This is a genomic window from Neorhizobium sp. P1_A6, from assembly GCF_056406795.1.
The window spans coordinates 1-18,878 of the sequence record NZ_JBFTZM010000004.1 but is presented as its reverse complement, the minus strand read 5'-3'; the positions used below and the strand labels follow the sequence as shown (position 1 = coordinate 18,878).

Here is an 18,878-nt window from a genome sequence, read left to right as displayed (position 1 = left end):
GATGGAGCTTCCGGGGCATGGCCACGACGACGAGGGGAAGGGCGATGCGGAGAAATCCAGCCAGAGCTTCACCGCTCTCTTCGTCCGCCGGCCCGTTCTTGCCGCCGTCCTGAACACCCTGCTCGTCGTCGCGGGTCTTGCGGCGCTTGCCGGCGTCGAAGTGCGTGAACTTCCCGACGTCGACCAGCCGGTCATCACGGTACGCACCAATTACGACGGCGCCTCGCCGCAGACGATGGACCAGGAAGTCACCCAGGTCATCGAAGGCGCGGTCGCCCGCGTGTCCGGCCTGAAGGCGCTGTCATCGCAGTCGCAGTTCGGCTCCAGCCGCGTGACGATGGAATTTTCCGATAGCATCAACCTGTCGGAAGCCGCCAACGACGTGCGCGATGCCGTCGGCCGGGTCATCAACAAATTGCCGGAAGATGCCGACGAGCCCCGCATCGTCAAGGCTGACGCCGATTCCGACGCCATCATGCGCCTGGCGGTGACATCCTCGAAGATGTCGATGGAAAACCTGACCCAGCTGGTCAAAAACGCGGTCGTCGACCGCCTCGCCGCCGTGGAAGGTGTGGCGGACGTCGAACTTTACGGCGACCAGGACAAGGTATTCCGCGTCGACATCAACCAGGCTGCGTTGGCCGGTCGCGGCTTGACCGTTGCCGACGTTTCCAAGGCGCTGTCGAGCGCCGCTCTCGACGTTCCGGCCGGTTCGCTGAAGAGCACGACGCAGGACATCGTCGTTCGCGCCACCGCCMGCCTCACCAAGCCGCAGGATTTCGAAAACGTCCTGATCGGGCCGAACGTCCGCATCCGCGATGTGGCGACCGTGGCGCTCGGCCCGGACGACGGCACGACCGTGTTGCGCGCCAACGGCGTGCAGGGCGTCGGCCTCGGCATCATCCGCCAGGCGCAATCCAACACGCTTAACATTTCCGAAGGCGTCAAGGCCGCCGTCGCGGAGATGCAGAAGACCTTGCCGGAAGGCACCCGCATCGCGGTTACCGGCGACGACGCGATCTTCATCCAGGGCGCGCTGCACGAAGTCGAGACCGCATTGATGCTCTCGGCGGCGGTCGTCGTCGTGGTCATCTTCCTGTTCCTGCGCGACTGGCGCGCCACGCTGATCCCGGCGATCACCATGCCCGTGGCGCTGATCGGCACGCTGGTGGCGATCTATCTCGTCGGCTTCTCGATCAACATCCTGACGCTGCTCGCCATCGTCCTGGCGACCGGTCTGGTGGTCGACGACGCGATCGTCGTGCTCGAAAACATCGTCCGACGACGGGCGGAAGGCATGGGACCGCGCGCCGCCGCCGTGCTCGGCACCCAGGAAGTGTTTTTCGCCGTCATCGCGACGACCGCGACGCTCGCGGCCGTCTTCATTCCGCTGTCCTTCCTGCCCGGCCAGATCGGCGGCCTGTTCAAGGAATTCGGCTTCGTTCTCGCCTTTTCGGTGGCGCTGTCGTCGGTGACCGCCCTGACGCTCTGCCCAATGCTTGCGTCGCGCATGCTGACCAAGCCGATGAAGGAAGACCACGGCCTGCTCGGCGCCTTCGGCAACGCGTTTGCCAGCGTCTATGCGTCCTCGCTGCGGTTTTGCCTCAACGCGCCGCTTGTCGTCATCGTCGTCTCGGTGGTCTTCTCGGTCGCCGCCTACAACGTCTTCGGCCTCGTCAAGAGCGAGCTGACGCCGCGGGAAGACCGCGCCACGATCATGCTGCGCCTGACGACGCCGCAGGGCGTCAGCCTCGATTATACGCGCGATCAGATGCAGCGTGTCGAGGAGAACCTGAAGTCGCTGCGCGATTCCGGCGAGATCACCAATGTGTTCTCGATCTCGGGATTCGGCAGCAACACCAATAGCGGCTTCATGGTCCTGACGCTGGCGCCCTGGGACGAGCGCACCCGCAGCCAGGACCAGATCGCTGCCGACGTCAACGCTGCAGCGCTCAGGGTTCCGGCGCTGCGCGGCTTCACCATGCAGGCGAACAGCCTGAAGATCCGGGGCGCCGGCAACGGGCTGCAGATGGCGCTGGTCGGCAACGACTACGACCTCCTGACCTCGACCGCCCTGAAACTCGTCTCGCATATGGAAAGCGAAGGCGGCCGGTTCTTCGATACGCCGCGCCTCACCAACGAGCCGACCCAGGCGCAGCTTTCGGTGGCGATCGACCGCGAGCGGGCCTCCGACCTCGGCATCGACATTACCGGCCTGTCGACTGCCATGCAGTCGCTGCTCGAGGGCCGTTCCGTCGTCGACGTCTTCGTCAACGGCGATGCGCTGCCCGTCAAGCTCACCTCGACCACGAGGCCGATCGACGATCCGACCGATCTTGAAAACATCTTCCTGAAGACCGGCGACGGCAAGATCGTGCCGATGTCGACGATCGCGACCCTGAAGGAAGGCGCGGTTGCGCCGCAGCTCAACCGCGAACAGCAGCTCGCGTCGGTCTCCATCTCGTCGAACCTGCGCGACGGCGTGGCGCTCGGCGATGCGGTCAAGGAAGTCACGGCGATCGCCCAGCCGCTGCTGCCGGCCGGTGTCCGCCTGGTGCCGATGGCGGAGGCCAAGACGCTTGGCGAAAACTCCAACGCCATGCTGATGACCTTCGGTTTTGCGATCGCAATCATCTTCCTGGTTCTGGCGGCGCAGTTCGAAAGCGTCTTGTCGTCGATCATCATCATGTCGACCGTGCCGCTCGGGCTTGCCTGCGCCGCGATCGCACTGGTGCTGACGGGATCGAGCCTCAACGTCTACAGCCAGATCGGCCTCGTGCTGCTCGTCGGCGTCATGGCGAAGAACGGCATCCTGATCGTCGAGTTCGCCAACCAGCTCCGCGACCGCGGGTCAAGCGTGCGCGAGGCGATCGAAACCGCCTGCGCCCTTCGCCTGCGCCCGGTGATGATGACGATGATCGCCACCGTCATCGGCGGCGTACCGCTGCTGCTGGCTCAAGGCGCCGGCGCGGAAGCCCGTATCGCTCTTGGCTGGGTGATCGTCGGCGGCCTCGGCTTTGCGGTCATCGTGACGCTGTTCATCACCCCGGTTGCCTATCTTCTGATCGCAGGCTTCGCCAAGCCGCATGTGCACGAGGAAGCACGGTTCCATCAGGAACTGGCGCATGCCACGCGTCGCACGGAAAAGCAGGACAACGAGGAAGAGGACGGCAAGGAACGGCTGCTCGCTGCCGAGTAACGGGCCGAGTGACGATCCGTTCGAGAGCGCGGGTACTTCGTTTCCTCCCATCCTTCCTGTCCTCGGACCTGATCCGGGGACAGAAGAGATAATGTCGAGGTTTTTTGCGATCTACCGGCCCAGCAAGGCGTTGAGCTGACCGGCAAGCTCGCCGTCACCGGCGCGGTCTTCGGCCATCTTCTGGAACAATCCCGCCATTCCCCTGAAAATCTGCGAGGCCGGATCGTCTTCGCCGAGGAACGCGGCTATCTCCTCCATCTCCGCCACCCAACGATAGGCTTTTGCATACATGTCGGGAATGGCGCTTGTGAGTTTCCGGTCGAGATCGGGCGCGCTTTCGGCCATCTCCCACTTAAGACTCTGGTCGGCACCCGATCCGATGGCAGCGAGAAGCATGGCGGTGCCCAGTCCGGTCATGCCCTTGTTGATGCCGGCATAACACATCTTCAGCGCCGAGGCCGCTCCGACAGCCCCTTCGATCCGGCGGACGTGAAGCCCGTGCGCGGCGAGAACGGCGCTTTTGTCCGCCCCGTCGCCACTGATATAGAGTTTTGGTCCGGCCTTTCCCGGCTGCGGCGGCAGGCCGATGATCGAGCCGTCCAGGACGTTCGCCTGGCCGGGCCTGAAAGCGGCTGCGACCGCATTCATCGTCTTTGGCGAGATCGCGTTGCAGTCGATGAATGTCACCGGGCTTGGGCGCTCTCCGATCGCCGCGGACAGACGTTCGGCAACGCCGATCGCCTCGGCGGGCGGAACGATCGACAGAACGATCTCCGCCCCGATAATGTCTTCAAGCGAGGCGGGTTCCATTCCGGCGGCCCTGGCCCGCTCGTGGGTCCCGGGTGAGCGGCCTTCCAGATAGGTCAGCACGCTCGCGCCGCCCTCCGCCAACTGCCGGCCGATCCCGCTCCCCATTGCGCCCGCGCCGATGATTGCAATTGTCGCCATCGCTGATCTCCTGAAATTTGATAAAGKCAGAACCTGATTTAGAGCATCGATCGACGACTTGCAGGTGAACTATTTTGCGCCGGGACAAAAAGACCTGTCCGTGACGCGAAGGCCCTGCCCGCGATTCGCGCCCGGCACCCGGAAACTCACCCTGCCGGGGCGCAAGGACTTACCGGCACGGGAGGCTCATCGTCGACATCTCGCTGCGGTGGTCGGTTTCGAGACTTCTTATCGTCACAACGGTCACGAGCCGGGCCTGTTAAACTTGCGGCAACCTTGTGCATGGCATGGCATATCCCGCCACGCAGCAGAAGGAGAGACGTATGGCGCTGATCGGCTTCAAGAATACCCATAACCAGTCCGTATACATCAATCCCGCCCAGGTGCTTTACGTCACGACCTTCGAAGAGGAAGTCACCATCGTCGCTCTTGCGCTCGCCAGCACCGGCGGCAAGCCCACGGCCGTCTATGTCCGCGGCAATGTCGATCAGGTACAGCAGAGGCTGAGCGTAGCCATAGCGGGCTAGGTTCGGCATCGGGTTTCGCGACCGGCATCCTATTTCGAGTTCGTTGGCAGCGCCGTCGCGGGGATGTCCCAAGCTTCACCCGCCTGTCGGCTCAACGACTTAGTTTAATTTTCCACCTCTCTCATCCCCGCCCTCCCAACCTGTGCCTAAAATCCCCTCGTTCCGTCGCGGATACACCGGCAGGCGTGCCGGCGAGGCGGGACCGGCGCGGACGTCAAGGGCAAGACGCAAAACCTTGGCGTTCGGGTCCGCGGAAAATGGTCTCCCTCCGGCGACGCGGGACGGATGAGAAGCTGTCGGACCGACTTCTCGTTTCGTTTTCCGTCATGGTGCGTCGGGCGTGCCTGTGAGGCACACAGGGTGATGGGGGCCGCGCCGTGCGGCGTCTGAGGGTTTTTTCAAAAACCCGGATTGTGCGGCGCAGGTGGAAGACGATGCCGGGCGGCAGTCATGGCCTGCGGCATCCTGGTCTGCGAGCGTGCATGACGCCCTCTTTCGGAGGGGCACGCAACCGTTCCCACAAACCCCGTCATCGCAGAGGGACCGAAGTCGCGGATATTAACCGCCGAACGGGGCGCTGAGAGGTGTCACTTATTACTTATCTTACAAGGCAGCTTTCAGCGCCCCGTCCGACTCAAAAAAACGAAATCGCCAAGGCCGGATTCCGCCCGATCGGCCCACCGCTGTTCCGTCTGGACAAAACCCGACCCGTCGCCTAACCAATCCTTGAAAAGACAAGGAGGAGAATGGCCATGGCGATCAAGGACGTGAAGGCGGGCCTTCGCAACGAAGAGGGCATCTCGACGGTCCTCGGCATCCTCAAGCAATCCTTCGGGGAGCGTTTTCAGACCGGCCAGTCGTTTCGCGAGCAGCACGCCCATACGACGACCTATCTGCCGGCCCAGCTTCCGGATGGCGTCGTCTTCGCCGAAAGCGCCGATGACGTCAAAGCAGTTGTCAGGGCCTGTGCCGAACATCGGGTACCGGTCGTGCCCTTCGGTATCGGTTCCTCGCTCGAAGGCCAGGTGAATGCGCCGTCGGGCGGTATCTCGATCGATTTCAGCCGCATGAACAAGGTGCTTCGGGTCAGCCCGGCCGATCTCGACGTAACCGTCGAGCCCGGCATCACACGCGAGGAACTGAACCGTGAGCTTCGCGACACCGGCCTGTTCTTCCCGATCGATCCCGGCGCCAATGCCTCGATCGGCGGCATGGCCGCCACCCGCGCCTCCGGCACCAATGCGGTGCGCTACGGCACGATGAAGGACAATGTCCTGTCGCTCACCGTCGTCACCGCAGACGGCGAGGAAATCCGCACCGCGCAGCGGGCCCGGAAATCCTCGGCCGGCTACGACCTGACCCGTCTCTTCGTCGGCTCGGAAGGAACGCTCGGCGTCATCACTTCGGTGACGTTGAGGCTGCAGGGCATTCCGGAAAAGATCGGCGGCGGCGTCTGCGCCTTTCCGAGCGTCAAGGCCGCCTGTGACGCCGTGATTATGACCATCCAGATGGGCATTCCGGTCGCCCGCATCGAACTGCTGGACGACGTGCAGATGCGGGCCTGCAATGCCTATTCGAAACTCTCCTATCCGGAAAAGCCGACGCTGTTCCTGGAATTTCACGGCACCGAGGAAACGGTGGCGCTGCAGTCGGCGCAGTTTGCCGAGATCGCCACCGAGTGCAGCGGCGACGACTTCCTGTGGACCGCCAATGCCGAGGAGCGGGCAAAGCTGTGGAACGCGCGGCACAATGCCTACTGGGCGAGCCGGGCGCTGGCGCCGGAACTCGACGGCCTGTCGACCGACGTCTGCGTGCCGATCTCGCGGCTTGCCGAATGCGTAGCCGAAACCCAGGCCGATATTGCGGAACAGGGGTTGCTGGCGCCCATCGTCGGCCATGCGGGCGACGGCAATTTCCACGTCCTGGTGCTGTTCGACGGTAAGGATCCGGCTTCGGTCGACAAGGTCGAGGCGTTCATCGGCCGTCTCAACCACCGGGCACTTGCGATGGACGGAACCTGCACCGGCGAGCATGGCATCGGCCAGGGCAAGATGTCGTTCCTGGAAGAGGAACTGGGCGGTGCAGTCCAGCTGATGCGGACCATCAAACAGGGGCTCGATCCCAAGAATATCTTCAATCCCGGCAAGATCTTCAGGAATGCCGAATGAGATGCTCCCGCAAGCTTGACTTGCCTGCGAACCCAATAGAACTAGTCTCTTAGCAAGATCAGGGAGACGGATACCGTGCTCGGACGCATCCTGTTGGCATTCGGCGGATTGGTGGTGGTGGCGCTGTTCACGGCGCTGCTCGCTCCGTTGTTCGTCGACTGGGCGAGCCTGCGGGTAAGCTTCGAGGAACAGGCAAGCCGCATCATCGGCAAGAAGGTCACCGTCCACGGCAATGTTGACGCGCGTATACTGCCGTTTCCCTCAGTCACCCTGCACGACGTAAGGGTGGGGGCCGATACGGATGGCCAGCCTTTGGTGCAGATCGCGCAATTCTCGATGGATATGGAGCTTGCGCCCTTCCTCTCCGGCGAGGCGCGGATCTTCGACATGCGCATCGAGCAGCCGAAGGCGCGGGTCCGGCTGCTGAAGGACGGCACGCTCGACTGGATGCGCGGCAGCCGCGCCGCGATCCCGGCCCATACCGTCGTCATCGAGGACGTGCATGTCACCGGCGGCGAGATCGACCTGATCGACGAACAGTCCGGCCAGTCACGGCAGATCACCGGTTTTGCCGGCGACTTTTCCGCAGGTTCGCTGCGCGGCCCCTGGCGCGGTGAAGGCAATGCGACGCTCGACGGTTACGAGACCCGGTTCAACCTGGCGAGCGGCACGGCGGATGCCGAGGGCAAGCGTATGCCGCTGCGTCTCAGGCTCTGGCCGGATGCGCAGCCTGTCGAGATCAATCTCGACGGCGAGCTTACCGTTGCCGACAACAGGCCTGCCTATAACGGCAACTTCACACTCGATTTCCTGCAGGAGGAGGACGAGACCGAACCGGTGACGCCGCCACCGCCCGGACCGCGCCTGAAGGGCGGTTTCGAGGTCACCAATGAGCGCATCCGTATTCCGCAATACCGCCTGGAAGTCGGGGCAAGCGACAATCCTTACGTAGTGACCGGTGAGGCGACGCTCGATACCGGCAACAAGCCTGAGTTCCTGCTGACGGCCGATGGCCAGCAGATTGACGTCAACCGGTTGGGCGACGGCGCGCGGGCCAAGACCGGTCGCGATGCCGCCGCTTCGGCGCAGCGCCGCATCAACAATTTCATCCGGCTGGCGGCGTCTATTCCTATTCCGCAGGTGCCCGGCCGCGCCAGCCTGAGGCTGCCGGCGATCGTCGCCAACGATACGACCATCCGCGACATCAGGCTCGACATACGACCGGCGGGCCGTGGCTGGACGGTGGACAACGTGGTGGCGACCCTGCCGGGCCGCACGCAGCTGGAGGCGAAGGGCAGCCTCGTGCTTCGCGACCGGACGTCCTTCGTCGGCGATATGCTGGTCGCTTCCAGCCAGCCGTCCGGCCTTTCCGACTGGCTTTCCGGACGGGTGGCCCCCGAACTGCGCCAACTCCGGTCAGCCGGCTTTTCGGCGAAGGTCAATCTCACACCCGACCTGCAACGGTTCGACAATCTCGAACTGGCGATCGGGCCTGCGACGCTCAAGGGCCGTCTGGAACGGCAGTCGACCCAGGGGCAGACGCCGAACCTGTCGATGAGCCTTGCCGGCAACGAGATCGATATCGACGCCATGCGGGCGCTTGCCTCGCTGTTGACCGGCGACGACGCGGGCCAGGATGTGCTGGACCACCGCGTCGCAGCGACGCTGAAGGCCGACCGTTTTACCGCCTTCGGGGTTGCCGCCAACAATGTCGATACCGCTTTCACCGTGGCTGGCGGAGCGCTTTCGCTGGAGCGCCTGACGGTCGGCAATATCGAAGGGGCGACGATATCGGCACGAGGCCGCATCGAAGGCTCGCTGCTTGCCTATTCGGGCACTGGCAACCTCTCGTTTCGTTCCGGCGATCCGACGGCCTTCCTGACCATGCTGCGCAACCGGCTGCCTCCGCATCCGGCTCTGGCCCGGCTTGCCGCAAACGGTGCGTGGTTCGCCAACACCGATCTCGGCGCCAACCTGACCGTCGGCGGGAGCTCGAACGGGGTGGAGATCGTCCTCAAGGGCAAGACGAACGGCAGCGCGGTCAATGCCGACCTCAAGCTTCCCGGTCTGTTCGACCTGACCAGCGACCCCGACATGACGCTCGTCGCCTCGCTCGACAATCCGGACCCGATGGTTCTTCTCGGCCAGGCGGGTCTCGATCCCCTGCCTTTCGAAGGAGACGGCACCGGCGAACTGCTGCTCAACGTACATCAGGGGCCGGGTGCCACGGCAAAGACCGCGCTGTCGTTCACGACCGCAAAGACCTCGCTGGACGTCAAGGGTGACATGCGGATCGGCAGCGACGGTTTTGGGGAGGGTAGCGGTCACGTGACGCTGCGGAGCGCCGATCTGGAACCCTATCTGCTGATGAACGGTATCGCGCTGCCGCAATTCGGGACCGGTCTGCCGGTCACGCTCGATGCGGATGTCAGCATGACGCCGGAGACGGTCAAGATTGCGGCGCTCACCGGCGCGGCGGACGGCAACGCGATCAGCGGCGATATCGCCGTCGACCGCAAGGCGCCGGGCATGCCGGCGACAGGCTCGCTCAACCTCGACAACCTCGACCTCGCCTGGCTCGGCGAGGCGATCTACGGGCCGGTCAGCGATCCGAAGAGCGGTGCGTTTTCGTCAAAACCCTTCGCCCCGCCGGTCTTTTACGGCGCGGATGTCGCTCTCGACGTCAAGGCGCGGACGTTTCACACGGGCGCGTTCGGCAATATCGGCGATTTTTCGGCCCGCGTGACGCATCGCAGCGGCGGCATCACCATCGAGAATGGTGCCGGCAACTGGCAGGGCGGCCGGCTCGCCGGCCGGCTGCTGATGTCGAACGGTGACGGAACGGGACTTCTGCAGGCCCGGCTTTCGGCTGAGAACGCCGATCTTGCGCCGCTCGTCTGGACGAAAGGCGGAAAGCCGGTTGCCAACGGAAAGCTGGATTTCAACATGTCCGCCGAATCGACCGGCAAGACCCTGGCCGAGCTGCTTGGCGCCACGAGCGGTTCGGCCGAGTTGCGGCTGAAGGGCCTGACCATTGCCGGCATCAATCCCGATGCGCTGAAGCCCCTGATGGCCGGGGTGGACAAGCTCGGCGGAGAAATCACGGAAGCGAGGGTCCGGCCGATCGTTTCCAGCCTGCTGCATCAGGGAAATGCGGCGATCGGCAACGTCACCGTTCCGGTGACGATCACGGCGGGCGAAGCGCGGGCGCAGAATATTGCAGCCGCCGTCGGCACGACAAAACTGTCGGGCGAGGGGCGCTTCGATCTGCTCGACGACCGCCTGAGCGCGAACCTGGCGATCACCTACAATGCCGGCGACGAGGCGCTGGCCGGCGGCGATCCGACAATCCGGCTCGATTATTCGGGAGATATTGCTGCGCCGACCGAACGGATCGATATCGCGGCGATGGCCAATTTCCTGTCGCAACGCGCTTTCGAGCAGCAGCGGCGGCGTGTGGAAACCCTGCAGGCGAGCGTTCTGGAAAAGCAGCGCCTTCGCCGCGAGGTGGCGCTTTATAATTTCCAGGCAATCGAGCGGCAGGCGGCCCGCGAAAAGGCGGCGGCTGAAGAGCGCGCCCGCCAGCAGGCAGCCGAAGCGGAACGCCAGCGCCAGGGCGTGGAGGCGGCGGCCCGAGCGGCGGAAGAAATGCGTCAGCGCCAGATCAGCCAGCCGCCGCAGCTCATCGTGCCGCCGACCGACGACGCAATCCGTCAGAACTTCCCGAGCCTTCCGTCCGCGGGCACACCCAACATACCGAGCCTGCCGGGGGTGCAGCGATAGCTGCCGCAACGCGTTCGGGTCTATTTAGGAGGACTTGAGCCAGGTGAGGACGTGGACGCGCAACGCCGAGGAGAGGTTGCTGCCGGCACCCCTTTGATCGTCGATCTCGGCGATCAGGGTCGCCAGGCTGATATCGCGTTTGGAAGCGATCGCTTTCAGCTCGAGCCAGAATTCGTCTTCGAGCGAAAAACTGGTGCGATGACCGTGAAGGGTCGCGGAATGTTTGCGGATCACGAAACTCTCCGGACCTTCTGAACAAGCTCGCTTATTCAGACTGTGGTACTTCCGGCGTCAAGCCGATCGGCGCAAGCCTGGTTAGCGGATCCTTAATATGCACCGGACGGAAACTCAGTCGTCCTTACCGGGCTTTTCCAGGTGGCCCTGCTCGAGCCCCTTCTCCGCCTTGTCGTTGCGTGCCTTGGTCAGCGACTTTTCGGCCTTGGTACGGCCGAAGGTGAGGCGGTTCTGTTCCGCCTCCTTTTCCTTTTCGCGCCGTTCCTTAGCTTTGCGGAACTGGCGAAGGTTGACGATTTCGGCGCTCATGGCTGACGCGCCTCCCGGCGCTTACTGCTTCTTGCGGAAGGAATCGAGCGAGATGACGGAGCCGGGCTTCTTCTCTTCGCCGGGCTTGGCTTCGGTATCGGTGGACTTGGAAACGGCTTCGACAGGGATGGCCGTGATTTCGGCGGTGGTGTTTTCGTCCTCGTCGGCGAGCGGTACTTCGAATTCGAGTTCGAAATTCACCGACGGATCGTAGAAGCCGCGAATGGCATTGAAGGGAACGACCAGGCGTTCCGGCGTGTCGGAGAAGGAAAGGCCCACTTCGAACTGGGTTTCGGAGACCTTGAGGTCCCAGAACTGATGCTGGACGACAATGGTCATCTGTTCGGCATATTTCGCCTTGAGGTGCTGCGAGATGCGCACGCCCGGGGCGCCGGTCAGGAAGGTGATGAAGAAATGATGCTCGCCCGGCAGACGGCCGGTGGCCGCAACCTCGGTCAAAACCTTACGGATGACGCCGCGCAAAGCGTCCTGCGCCAGAATATCGTAACGGATGTGGTCCTGCCCCATACGGTCCTGTCTTTCCATTCTCTCGTCTTTTAGTCAGACGCGTTATGCCATGCCGGCCCGGTGCGGGGAAGCCCCGACGAGCATCCGAGTCAGTTCCATAGTATTCGACTGGGGAGCGAAGGTGAAGGCTTCTGTTGCCAGGTGCCTTCGGACCCCGCCTTAAAGTGCTACCTCTAAGGACTTAGTTCGGATTTCCCGCACCGCCATTAGGCAGCGAGAGCATAACCCTTAGCGTTGTTGTCGTTTGCAACTACACTTTTTGACCCGATAACGGTGGTATCATGCCGAGCAAAAGTTCGATCTTTAAGCCCTTGTCGATCCTATTTCGCCCCCATCAAAAGCCGGTCCGCAAGGTTTTTCATGCGACCGACCGGTTTTTGGTGGAGGCGCCGGGTACCGCCCCCGGGTCCAATAGGTTTATTACACCGGCCGTTTATTGCCATAGCCGGACCGAAGTCCGGCAACCGTCATATAGGCGCTTCGCCCCTCGGTGAAAAGGGGTGGCCGGCGTGAAAGACCCCGATAATCCGATCGTCACGATGATTTTCGCACGGGCCCAGAGGAATTGACCTCCTCGCGGCGGTTTGCGGTCATGCAAGCAGAATTGAACCCCGCAATCGATCGCCACTGTGGCGCCGTGGTTTTCGGATGGCCTTCCGAAAGGTAAGGCCGCGCTGCCAGAAGGAAGCGCGGCCTTGGGGTCACTTTACCTGCGTGACCGTCAGCTTGCCGTTGACGCGTTCAGCGACGAACTGCACCTTGGCGCCTTCCTTCAGCTTGGTCAGCAACGCGTCGTCGCCGACCTGAAAGACCATGGTCATCGCGGGCATTCCGAGATCCTTCAGCTCCTCGTGGATGAGCGTGACCTTCTTGGCTCCGTTATCGAGCTTCTTGACGGTGCCCTTGGTGAACTCCTGAGCAAACGCCCCGGCGGGGGATGTAAGGGTGAGTGCCGCGACGACAGCAAATTTGAGAGCGGTTTTCATAGGCTTTTGCTTCCTTCTTGCTTACTTGTCGGCGACCGTGACGTCGCCGTGCATTCCGGCGTCGTAGTGGCCGGGAACGAGGCAGGCGATCTTGAAGACGCCGTCGTTGGTGAACTTCCAGACGATATCGCCGGACCTGCCGGCCTTGAGGCGGATCGCGTTCGGATCGTCATGTTCCATGTCCGGGAACTTCTCCATGACCGCCTTGTGCTCCATCACCTTGGCTTCCTGGTCGAGGACGAATTCGTGATCGAGTTCGCCTTCGTTCTTGATGGTGAAGCGAACGGTCTGGCCTTTGCGGACCTTGAAGTCGTTCGGGGTGAAGATCATCTTGCCGTCGGGCGTCTCCTTCATGCTGATCCGGATCGTCTGGCTGACTTTCGACTTGTCTCCAGGTTCGCCGGCGGCGATCTCGCCGTGGCCGCCCGCATGACTGCCCGACGCGAGGACCGGGGTTGCGAGTGTGGCCAGGAGGAGGCCGAGGATTGCAGTTTTCATGGTCATGTCCTTTTGCTTGGGAGTGTTTAGATCAGCCGTGGCTCGAATGTTTCGAAGGCGGCTGCGTCTTTGCGTCTTTGGCCTTGGGCGCGTCGGGGAGGTTTCCCGTCCACTCCCAGGCCTGTGTACCGGGTGGGTTTTGGTACCAACCCGGATCGGTGAAATCGCCCGCCGAGATGCCTTCGCGGACCTTCACCACCGAAAACATGCCGCCCATCTCGATGGGGCCGTGAGGTCCCCAGCCAGTCATCATGGGAACGGTGTTCTCCGGTATCTCCATCGACATTTCGCCCATATCCGCCATGCCGGCGGTGCCCATGGGGACGTATTCGGGACGGAACTGTCGGATTTTCTTTGCGACTTCCTTTTTGTCGACACCGATGAACGTCGGGATTTCGTGTCCCATCGCGTTCATCGTGTGGTGCGACTTGTGGCAATGGATCGCCCAGTCGCCGACGTATTTCGCATCGAACTCGTAGGCCCGCATGGCGCCCACCGGAATATCGATGCTGACCTCGGGCCAGCGTGCCTCGGGTCGGACCCAGCCTCCGTCCGTGCACGTCACCTCGAAGTCGTAGCCGTGCATGTGGATCGGATGGTTGGTCATCGTCAGGTTGCCGACGCGGACGCGGACCTTGTCGTTCTTCGAGACCACCAGCGGATCGATGCCCGGGAAGATGCGGCTGTTCCAGGTCCAGAGATTGAAGTCGGTCATCTCCATGACGCGCGGCACATAGGTGCCGGGATCGATGTCGTACGCGCTGAGCAGGAAGACGAAGTCGCGGTCCACCGGCATGAACTTCGGGTCCTTGGGATGAACGACGAAGAAGCCCATCATGCCCATCGCCATCTGGACCATCTCGTCCGAATGCGGGTGGTACATGAAGGTGCCGGACTTCACGAGGTCGAACTCGTAGACGAAGGTCTTGCTGACGGGAATGTGGGGTTGCGAAAGACCGCCCACACCGTCCATCCCCGACGGCACGATCATGCCGTGCCAGTGGACCGTGGTGTGCTCCGGCAACTTGTTGGTGACGAAGATACGAACGCGATCACCTTCGACGGCCTCGATCGTCGGTCCCGGCGACTGGCCGTTGTAACCCCAGAGATAGGCCGTCATGCCTTCGGCCATCTCGCGTTCCACCGGCTCCGCAACCAGGTGGAACTCCTTGACGCCGTTGTTCATCCGGAAGGGGAGGGTCCATCCGTTCAGGGTCACGACCGGGTTATAATCCGGACCGACGGATGGGCGAACCGGCGCCTGGGTTGCGGCGGAATCCATGACGGCCGCCTCCGGCAGACCCATGTTCGAAGTCTGGGCCCAGGCCTGGGAGGAGACGAGTGCGGCACCGGCGGCACCTGCCCCGAGCAATTGTCTTCTACTGAACATTCTCGTTTCCTTTCTCAGTTTTCGCCGCTTTTGGTCTCGTCAGACGAAGCGACCTTGGTTTCCGTCGAGCCTGAACCGGTGCCGCCGCCATAGACGACGGGGGCAAGGCTTGCTTCGGCGAGCCAGAAGTCGCGCCTGGCGTTGACGGCGAGGATGGTGGAGTCGATCTTGTCGCGGCTGTCGGCGATCAGTTCGAAGGTACTGGTGATCATGCCGTTGTAGGTGAGCATGGACTGCTGCTCGATTGCATTGCGCAGCGGCAGGACGTTGTTTCGGTAATGGCGTGCGATGTCGTAGTTCGACTTGTAGGCCAGGTAAGCGGAGCGGGCTTGCGAGCGGGCATTGACCGCAAGGTCTGCCAGCTGATTGGCCGCCCGCATGTAGGCGAGCTCACCCTTTCGCAGGCGAGCCTGGCCGGAATCGAAGATCGGGATCGTGAACTCCAGCGAGGCCGTCTTGGCGACGTCCGAAAGAATCTTGCCCTCGTCGCGCTCGCGTTCCTTTTCGTAAGTGCCGACGAGTTCGATGTCGGTGACGAAGCGGGTGACGTCTTCGAGCTTGTAGGACTGAGCGGTTGCCTGAAGCTCCAGGCGCGCGACCTGCAGGTCCATGCGTTTGTGAATCGATTCAGCCTCGATGTCGTCGCGTTTGACCAGTGTCTTCGGCAGCGTCGGAAGACGGTTGGGCACCTGGAAGTCGATGTCGGAGCCGGAGAGGCCCATCAGCCTGATCAGTTCTTCCTTGGCGAGCTTCGCTTCGAGCCTTGCCTTGGCGGTCTCGCCGGTCAGCTCCGCATAAAATACGTGTTCCCGCGCTTGTTCCCCCTTCGGCATCGATCCCGCTTCGCCGATCTTCTTGGCAAGTTCGGACGCAGCGTCGGCGGCTGCCTTCGCCTGGTTGAGGTAGGCGACATTCTCCCATGCCGCCACGGCGTTGATCCAGGCGCGACGGGTTTCGGCAGCCAGAGAAATCGTGGCTATGGCTGCGTTGAGCTGGGCCTGGCGGAACCGTGTATCTGCCAGCTTGATGTTCTTGTCGTAGGTTGCCAGCGCCAGGATATTGGCCGCGACAGCCCCTTCAAGAACACGATATGCCTCAAGTCCGGGAGTGCCTATACCGGTCAGGCCGACGGAGAAGGTCGGCAAGACCGAAAGCTGCGTCTGCCATGCATCCGCAGCACTATCGCCCAAATCGGCGTAAGACGCCTGAAGGCCCTTGTTGTTCAGGAGAGCGACCTGGACGGCGGTCTCGACGTCGACGGTCTTCCTGGCCATCAGCGCCTTCACGCGGTCGCGGACTGTCGCAGCCTGCTGTCGGTTTTGCACCCAAACGGTCTGTTTGCCGGTTGCCTCGCTGCTTTTCGACGAGGCGTTCGTGAATCCGGCGTCTTTGGCCGAGTAGTCTGTCGTCACGCAACCAGCGGCGACGAGAGGGAGCACGACGGCGGACACGAGCTTGATGTGACGTGCAATCATCGCGCTCATCCTTTTTTCGGAGCCTGGGCGTCGTTGAGACCGCGCCAGGGCTTCGGGTCGACGGGCATGCGATGGGTGTAGCTGCCAATGGAGCTTTGATAGCGGACTGGCCTGACGGCGGACGGGTTGTCGGGGTAGTCTGTTGAAGCAACGACTTCAGGCAATGTGGATGCGCATCCGCTGGCAAACAGCGGCAAGGCAACCACCAGTAACAAACGTTTCATGGTGAAAATCCGAGAATAAGATCGCACTTGCGCCGATGCGCCGACTTGCGCACAGGCACAGCAAGACCCGCAGTGCGGGTGCTAGTTCTCAGATATTGGGTGGACGATGAAGGCTCGGCCTTTGACCGACGGTGTCCGTGTCGTCAATGAACTCGCGAATGGAAACCACGCGCGGATGGCTCAACGAGGAGCCGGAGCATGTGATGGCCGCAACGCCGCAATAATCCTTGCAGCAGGAGTTCTTGGACTTCTCCGGGCTGCCGTGATCTTGCTGGCCGCCGTGATGATCTGCATCCGCCATCGCAACAGCGTCGTCGTCATGGCGAGAGGAATGATCATCCTGGATCTGCGAGATTTGGGCGGAACTCTCAGGATGCATCGCGGCGTTGACAGCAGAAAAGCTGTACCCGGCCAGTGACGAGATCATCACCAGCCTGAATATCAGTGCCATCGCTTTAGATGTGATTCGATACATCCCACTCATGCCTATGAGGATTGCCAGTGCCTTCGAGCTTGTCAATCGACGCCTTTTTCAACCACTGTTTCATGTCGTTCGTGTGGCATTGCAACAACGCAACGAAGGCACGAAGGGCGACCCGCCGCATCTGAGTTCAGCGGGCACCAATTGCAGTGGCTTTAATTGGGCCGGTCCGAACCACCGTAGTAGTCGCCGCTGTTGGTTGTCTTCGGGCTCGTGTCCCAACCGCTACGAAGCGCCGGATTGTTGATCGATCCGGTATATCCGTAGCTGGCGTCCCGCGCTGCTGATGCTTCCAGCGGAGGGTTGCGGTCAGCCCCTTCGTAGTAATTACCTTCCTGGGCCAGGGCGGCGGCGCTCAGGAAAATTGCGGCCAAAAGCGTGGCAGCGGAAGCTGCTTTCATCATTGTGATATTCCTTCAGAATTGCCGATCACTGGAGTTAGCGACCATGGTCGACGAGTTGCCGATGTCTTGAATGTTGAGCCGGGAATGGCCGATCGACGGCAGTTGAAAACTCGTCTGCGCCGAATCGGACGGTGCCGAGGTCAGCGGTTGTCGCGGGATTTATGCAGCTCAGCACGCGGATTGGTTACGGAAACGGTCCCGAACCGCTTGTTGGTGCGCTCAACGATGCCATTGTCGAGGACCCGGAACGTGACGTTGCTATTTGACTTGGCAACAGCGGTTTCTCCGGGTTTGCCGTGCCCCAGAACAATAGCATCCACATGAGACGCTCCGGAGGCCAACGGGCCGTTTGCCAGAGCGGGAACTGTAATGGCTGCGAAAGCAACCGATAGGATTAGGAGCTTGGAATTCATGATCTTTTCCTCGTTCGACTGCGTGGTGCAGCGTGAGGACGTTAGATCGCGGCTTTGTCGGCCGCCTTTCGCCAAGTTTACAAATTTGTAAGGTGGAACAGCTTGCCGCCGCGGCTATCACGGGTTAGGCGGGGCTGAGATCCTGCTGCAACAAAACCTGAATTGTGCCGCTTGGAGCATAGCAGAGCGCCCGACCAAAATACTGCTCTACAAACCGGAAGCCTCATGAAAATCCTCCTCATAGAAGATGACGAGAAGACGGCCAGCTATATCCTCAAAGGTTTTACGTCGGCTGGACATGTCGTGGATTGGGTTGTCGATGGCAGGGATGGGTTGACCGCCGGACTTGACACTTCCTATGACGTGATGATCGTGGACCGGATGGTTCCAGCACTGGACGGACTGACGCTGGTAAAGAGCCTTCGTGCAGCCTCCGTACGAACCCCGGTTCTTTTCCTCACGGCCATGAGCGGTGTCGATGACCGCGTCGAGGGTCTCGAAGCCGGGGGCGATGATTATCTCGTGAAACCTTTCGCCTTCTCGGAGCTGACGGCGAGGATCAACGCGTTGCTCAGACGTCCGCCAATGGCTGCGGAGAAGACGAAGTTGCGCGTAGGGGATCTTGAACTTGATCTGGTCAAGCGAACTGCCGAACGAGCTGGAGTGCTTCTTGAACTGCTGCCGAGAGAATTCACGCTGCTGGAGCTTCTGATGCGAAACGAGGGAAGGGTGCTCACCAAAACGATGCTTCTGGAGAGGATCTGGAACTTCAATTTCGATCCACAAAGCTCCGTGGTCGAAACCCATATCAGCCGGTTGCGGTCGAAGATCGACAAACCGTTCGATTTCCCGCTCCTGCACACCGTCCGCAACACCGGCTACAGCCTGCATGCGCGGCGGTAGCTTCTTCAAGAGCACGGCTGTCCGGCTTGCCTTCCTCTACATATCGCTGTTTGTCGTCTCCTACCTCGCAGCCAACGTCATCGCCTACCAGATGGTGCTGAACTTTCTCGACGACCGGCTCAACGCAAACGTTATGGAGCGATACAGGGAAATCGGTTCAGCCTACGAGGCTCGCGGTCTCCCGGGCGCAATCAGCATGATCAACAGCCATGGTCCGGCGATCCGAGGCGAAGAGACGATCTACACCCTCCGGAATTCATCCGGAGCGCTGATTGCTGGAAACGCTGAACTGAAAGGCGTTGCGAAAGGCTTCTCCACCCTGAGGCCGAAAGATCAGCATCAAAGCGATGCCAACTACAAACTGTTCAGGGGCCAGCTCGACGGGAACGACCTGACCGGACCTGACCG

General features: G+C 61.9%; 17 protein-coding genes, 1 other RNA gene and 1 pseudogene. 6 read left to right on the top strand and 13 right to left on the bottom strand.

From position 1 onward, the window contains the following. Window position 1: 1 nt before the first annotated feature. Window positions 2-3,199: an efflux RND transporter permease subunit gene (locus AC1D3C_RS09585; RefSeq protein WP_477483003.1), complete on the top strand. Its 3,198-nt coding sequence runs from the start codon at window positions 2-4 to the stop codon at window positions 3,197-3,199. Window positions 3,200-3,310: 111 nt separating this feature from the next. Here the strand turns inward: AC1D3C_RS09585 and AC1D3C_RS09580 are convergent, their stop codons facing one another. Then, complete coding sequence (locus AC1D3C_RS09580; RefSeq protein ID WP_477482705.1) at window positions 3,311-4,147, bottom strand: NAD(P)-dependent oxidoreductase; 837 nt, start codon at window positions 4,145-4,147, stop codon at window positions 3,311-3,313. Between the two features lie 323 nt (window positions 4,148-4,470). Here AC1D3C_RS09580 and AC1D3C_RS09575 point away from each other — a divergent pair, with 323 nt between their 5' ends. The 3 genes from AC1D3C_RS09575 (at window position 4,471) to AC1D3C_RS09565 (ending at window position 10,625) form a co-directional block, all read left to right on the top strand. Further along, window positions 4,471-4,674, top strand: a complete 204-nt coding sequence (locus AC1D3C_RS09575) for a hypothetical protein (protein ID WP_038543470.1) — start codon at window positions 4,471-4,473, stop codon at window positions 4,672-4,674. A gap of 752 nt (window positions 4,675-5,426) precedes the next feature. Further along, window positions 5,427-6,842, top strand: coding sequence for an FAD-binding oxidoreductase (locus AC1D3C_RS09570; RefSeq protein WP_477482704.1), 1,416 nt, complete (start codon window positions 5,427-5,429; stop codon window positions 6,840-6,842). Between the two features lie 75 nt (window positions 6,843-6,917). Further along, window positions 6,918-10,625 carry an AsmA family protein gene (locus AC1D3C_RS09565; RefSeq protein ID WP_477482703.1) on the top strand — a complete coding sequence of 1,236 codons (3,708 nt, stop codon included), beginning with the start codon at window positions 6,918-6,920 and terminating at the stop codon, window positions 10,623-10,625. Window positions 10,626-10,649: 24 nt separating this feature from the next. On the opposite strand, the gene AC1D3C_RS09560 is transcribed toward AC1D3C_RS09565, so the two are convergent. From AC1D3C_RS09560 to AC1D3C_RS09505, 12 genes are all read right to left on the bottom strand, one after another. Then, on the bottom strand, window positions 10,650-10,859 hold the full coding sequence (locus AC1D3C_RS09560) for a ribbon-helix-helix domain-containing protein (protein WP_247034177.1): 210 nt from the start codon (window positions 10,857-10,859) through the stop codon (window positions 10,650-10,652). 114 nt (window positions 10,860-10,973) lie between these two features. Then, the gene (locus AC1D3C_RS09555) at window positions 10,974-11,168 is read right to left on the bottom strand and encodes a DUF4169 family protein (protein ID WP_038543464.1); all 195 of its coding nucleotides are present in this window, start codon (window positions 11,166-11,168) and stop codon (window positions 10,974-10,976) included. 21 nt (window positions 11,169-11,189) lie between these two features. Next, window positions 11,190-11,696, bottom strand: a complete 507-nt coding sequence (locus AC1D3C_RS09550) for an SspB family protein (protein WP_038543462.1) — start codon at window positions 11,694-11,696, stop codon at window positions 11,190-11,192. A gap of 120 nt (window positions 11,697-11,816) precedes the next feature. Next, window positions 11,817-12,197: a transfer-messenger RNA gene (ssrA, locus tag AC1D3C_RS09545) on the bottom strand. A 200-nt stretch (window positions 12,198-12,397) separates the two neighbouring features. Further along, on the bottom strand, window positions 12,398-12,682 hold the full coding sequence (locus AC1D3C_RS09540) for a copper-binding protein (RefSeq protein WP_038543460.1): 285 nt from the start codon (window positions 12,680-12,682) through the stop codon (window positions 12,398-12,400). A 21-nt stretch (window positions 12,683-12,703) separates the two neighbouring features. Further along, complete coding sequence (locus tag AC1D3C_RS09535) at window positions 12,704-13,180, bottom strand: cupredoxin domain-containing protein (protein WP_477482702.1); 477 nt, start codon at window positions 13,178-13,180, stop codon at window positions 12,704-12,706. Window positions 13,181-13,211: 31 nt separating this feature from the next. Continuing rightward, window positions 13,212-14,570, bottom strand: a complete 1,359-nt coding sequence (locus AC1D3C_RS09530; protein ID WP_477482701.1) for a multicopper oxidase family protein — start codon at window positions 14,568-14,570, stop codon at window positions 13,212-13,214. 14 nt (window positions 14,571-14,584) lie between these two features. Further along, entirely contained in the window at window positions 14,585-16,045 is a 1,461-nt protein-coding gene (locus AC1D3C_RS09525; protein WP_477482700.1) for a TolC family protein, read from the bottom strand. 5 nt (window positions 16,046-16,050) lie between these two features. After that, a complete protein-coding gene (locus tag AC1D3C_RS09520; RefSeq protein ID WP_477482699.1) occupies window positions 16,051-16,269 on the bottom strand; it encodes a hypothetical protein in 219 nt (72 codons plus the stop codon). Window positions 16,270-16,357: 88 nt separating this feature from the next. Next, complete coding sequence (locus AC1D3C_RS09515) at window positions 16,358-16,744, bottom strand: hypothetical protein (RefSeq protein ID WP_247034169.1); 387 nt, start codon at window positions 16,742-16,744, stop codon at window positions 16,358-16,360. A 161-nt stretch (window positions 16,745-16,905) separates the two neighbouring features. Beyond that, the gene (locus AC1D3C_RS09510) at window positions 16,906-17,154 is read right to left on the bottom strand and encodes a hypothetical protein (RefSeq protein ID WP_247135585.1); all 249 of its coding nucleotides are present in this window, start codon (window positions 17,152-17,154) and stop codon (window positions 16,906-16,908) included. Between the two features lie 140 nt (window positions 17,155-17,294). Next, window positions 17,295-17,567: a hypothetical protein gene (locus tag AC1D3C_RS09505; protein ID WP_477482698.1), complete on the bottom strand. Its 273-nt coding sequence runs from the start codon at window positions 17,565-17,567 to the stop codon at window positions 17,295-17,297. A gap of 225 nt (window positions 17,568-17,792) precedes the next feature. Between AC1D3C_RS09505 and AC1D3C_RS09500 the strand changes: the two genes are divergently transcribed. After that, on the top strand, window positions 17,793-18,470 hold the full coding sequence (locus AC1D3C_RS09500) for a winged helix-turn-helix domain-containing protein (protein WP_038543453.1): 678 nt from the start codon (window positions 17,793-17,795) through the stop codon (window positions 18,468-18,470). Then, window positions 18,457-18,878 (top strand): annotated as a pseudogene (locus tag AC1D3C_RS09495) (sensor histidine kinase); the annotation flags it as partial. The gene AC1D3C_RS09500 and the pseudogene AC1D3C_RS09495, both read left to right, overlap by 14 nt.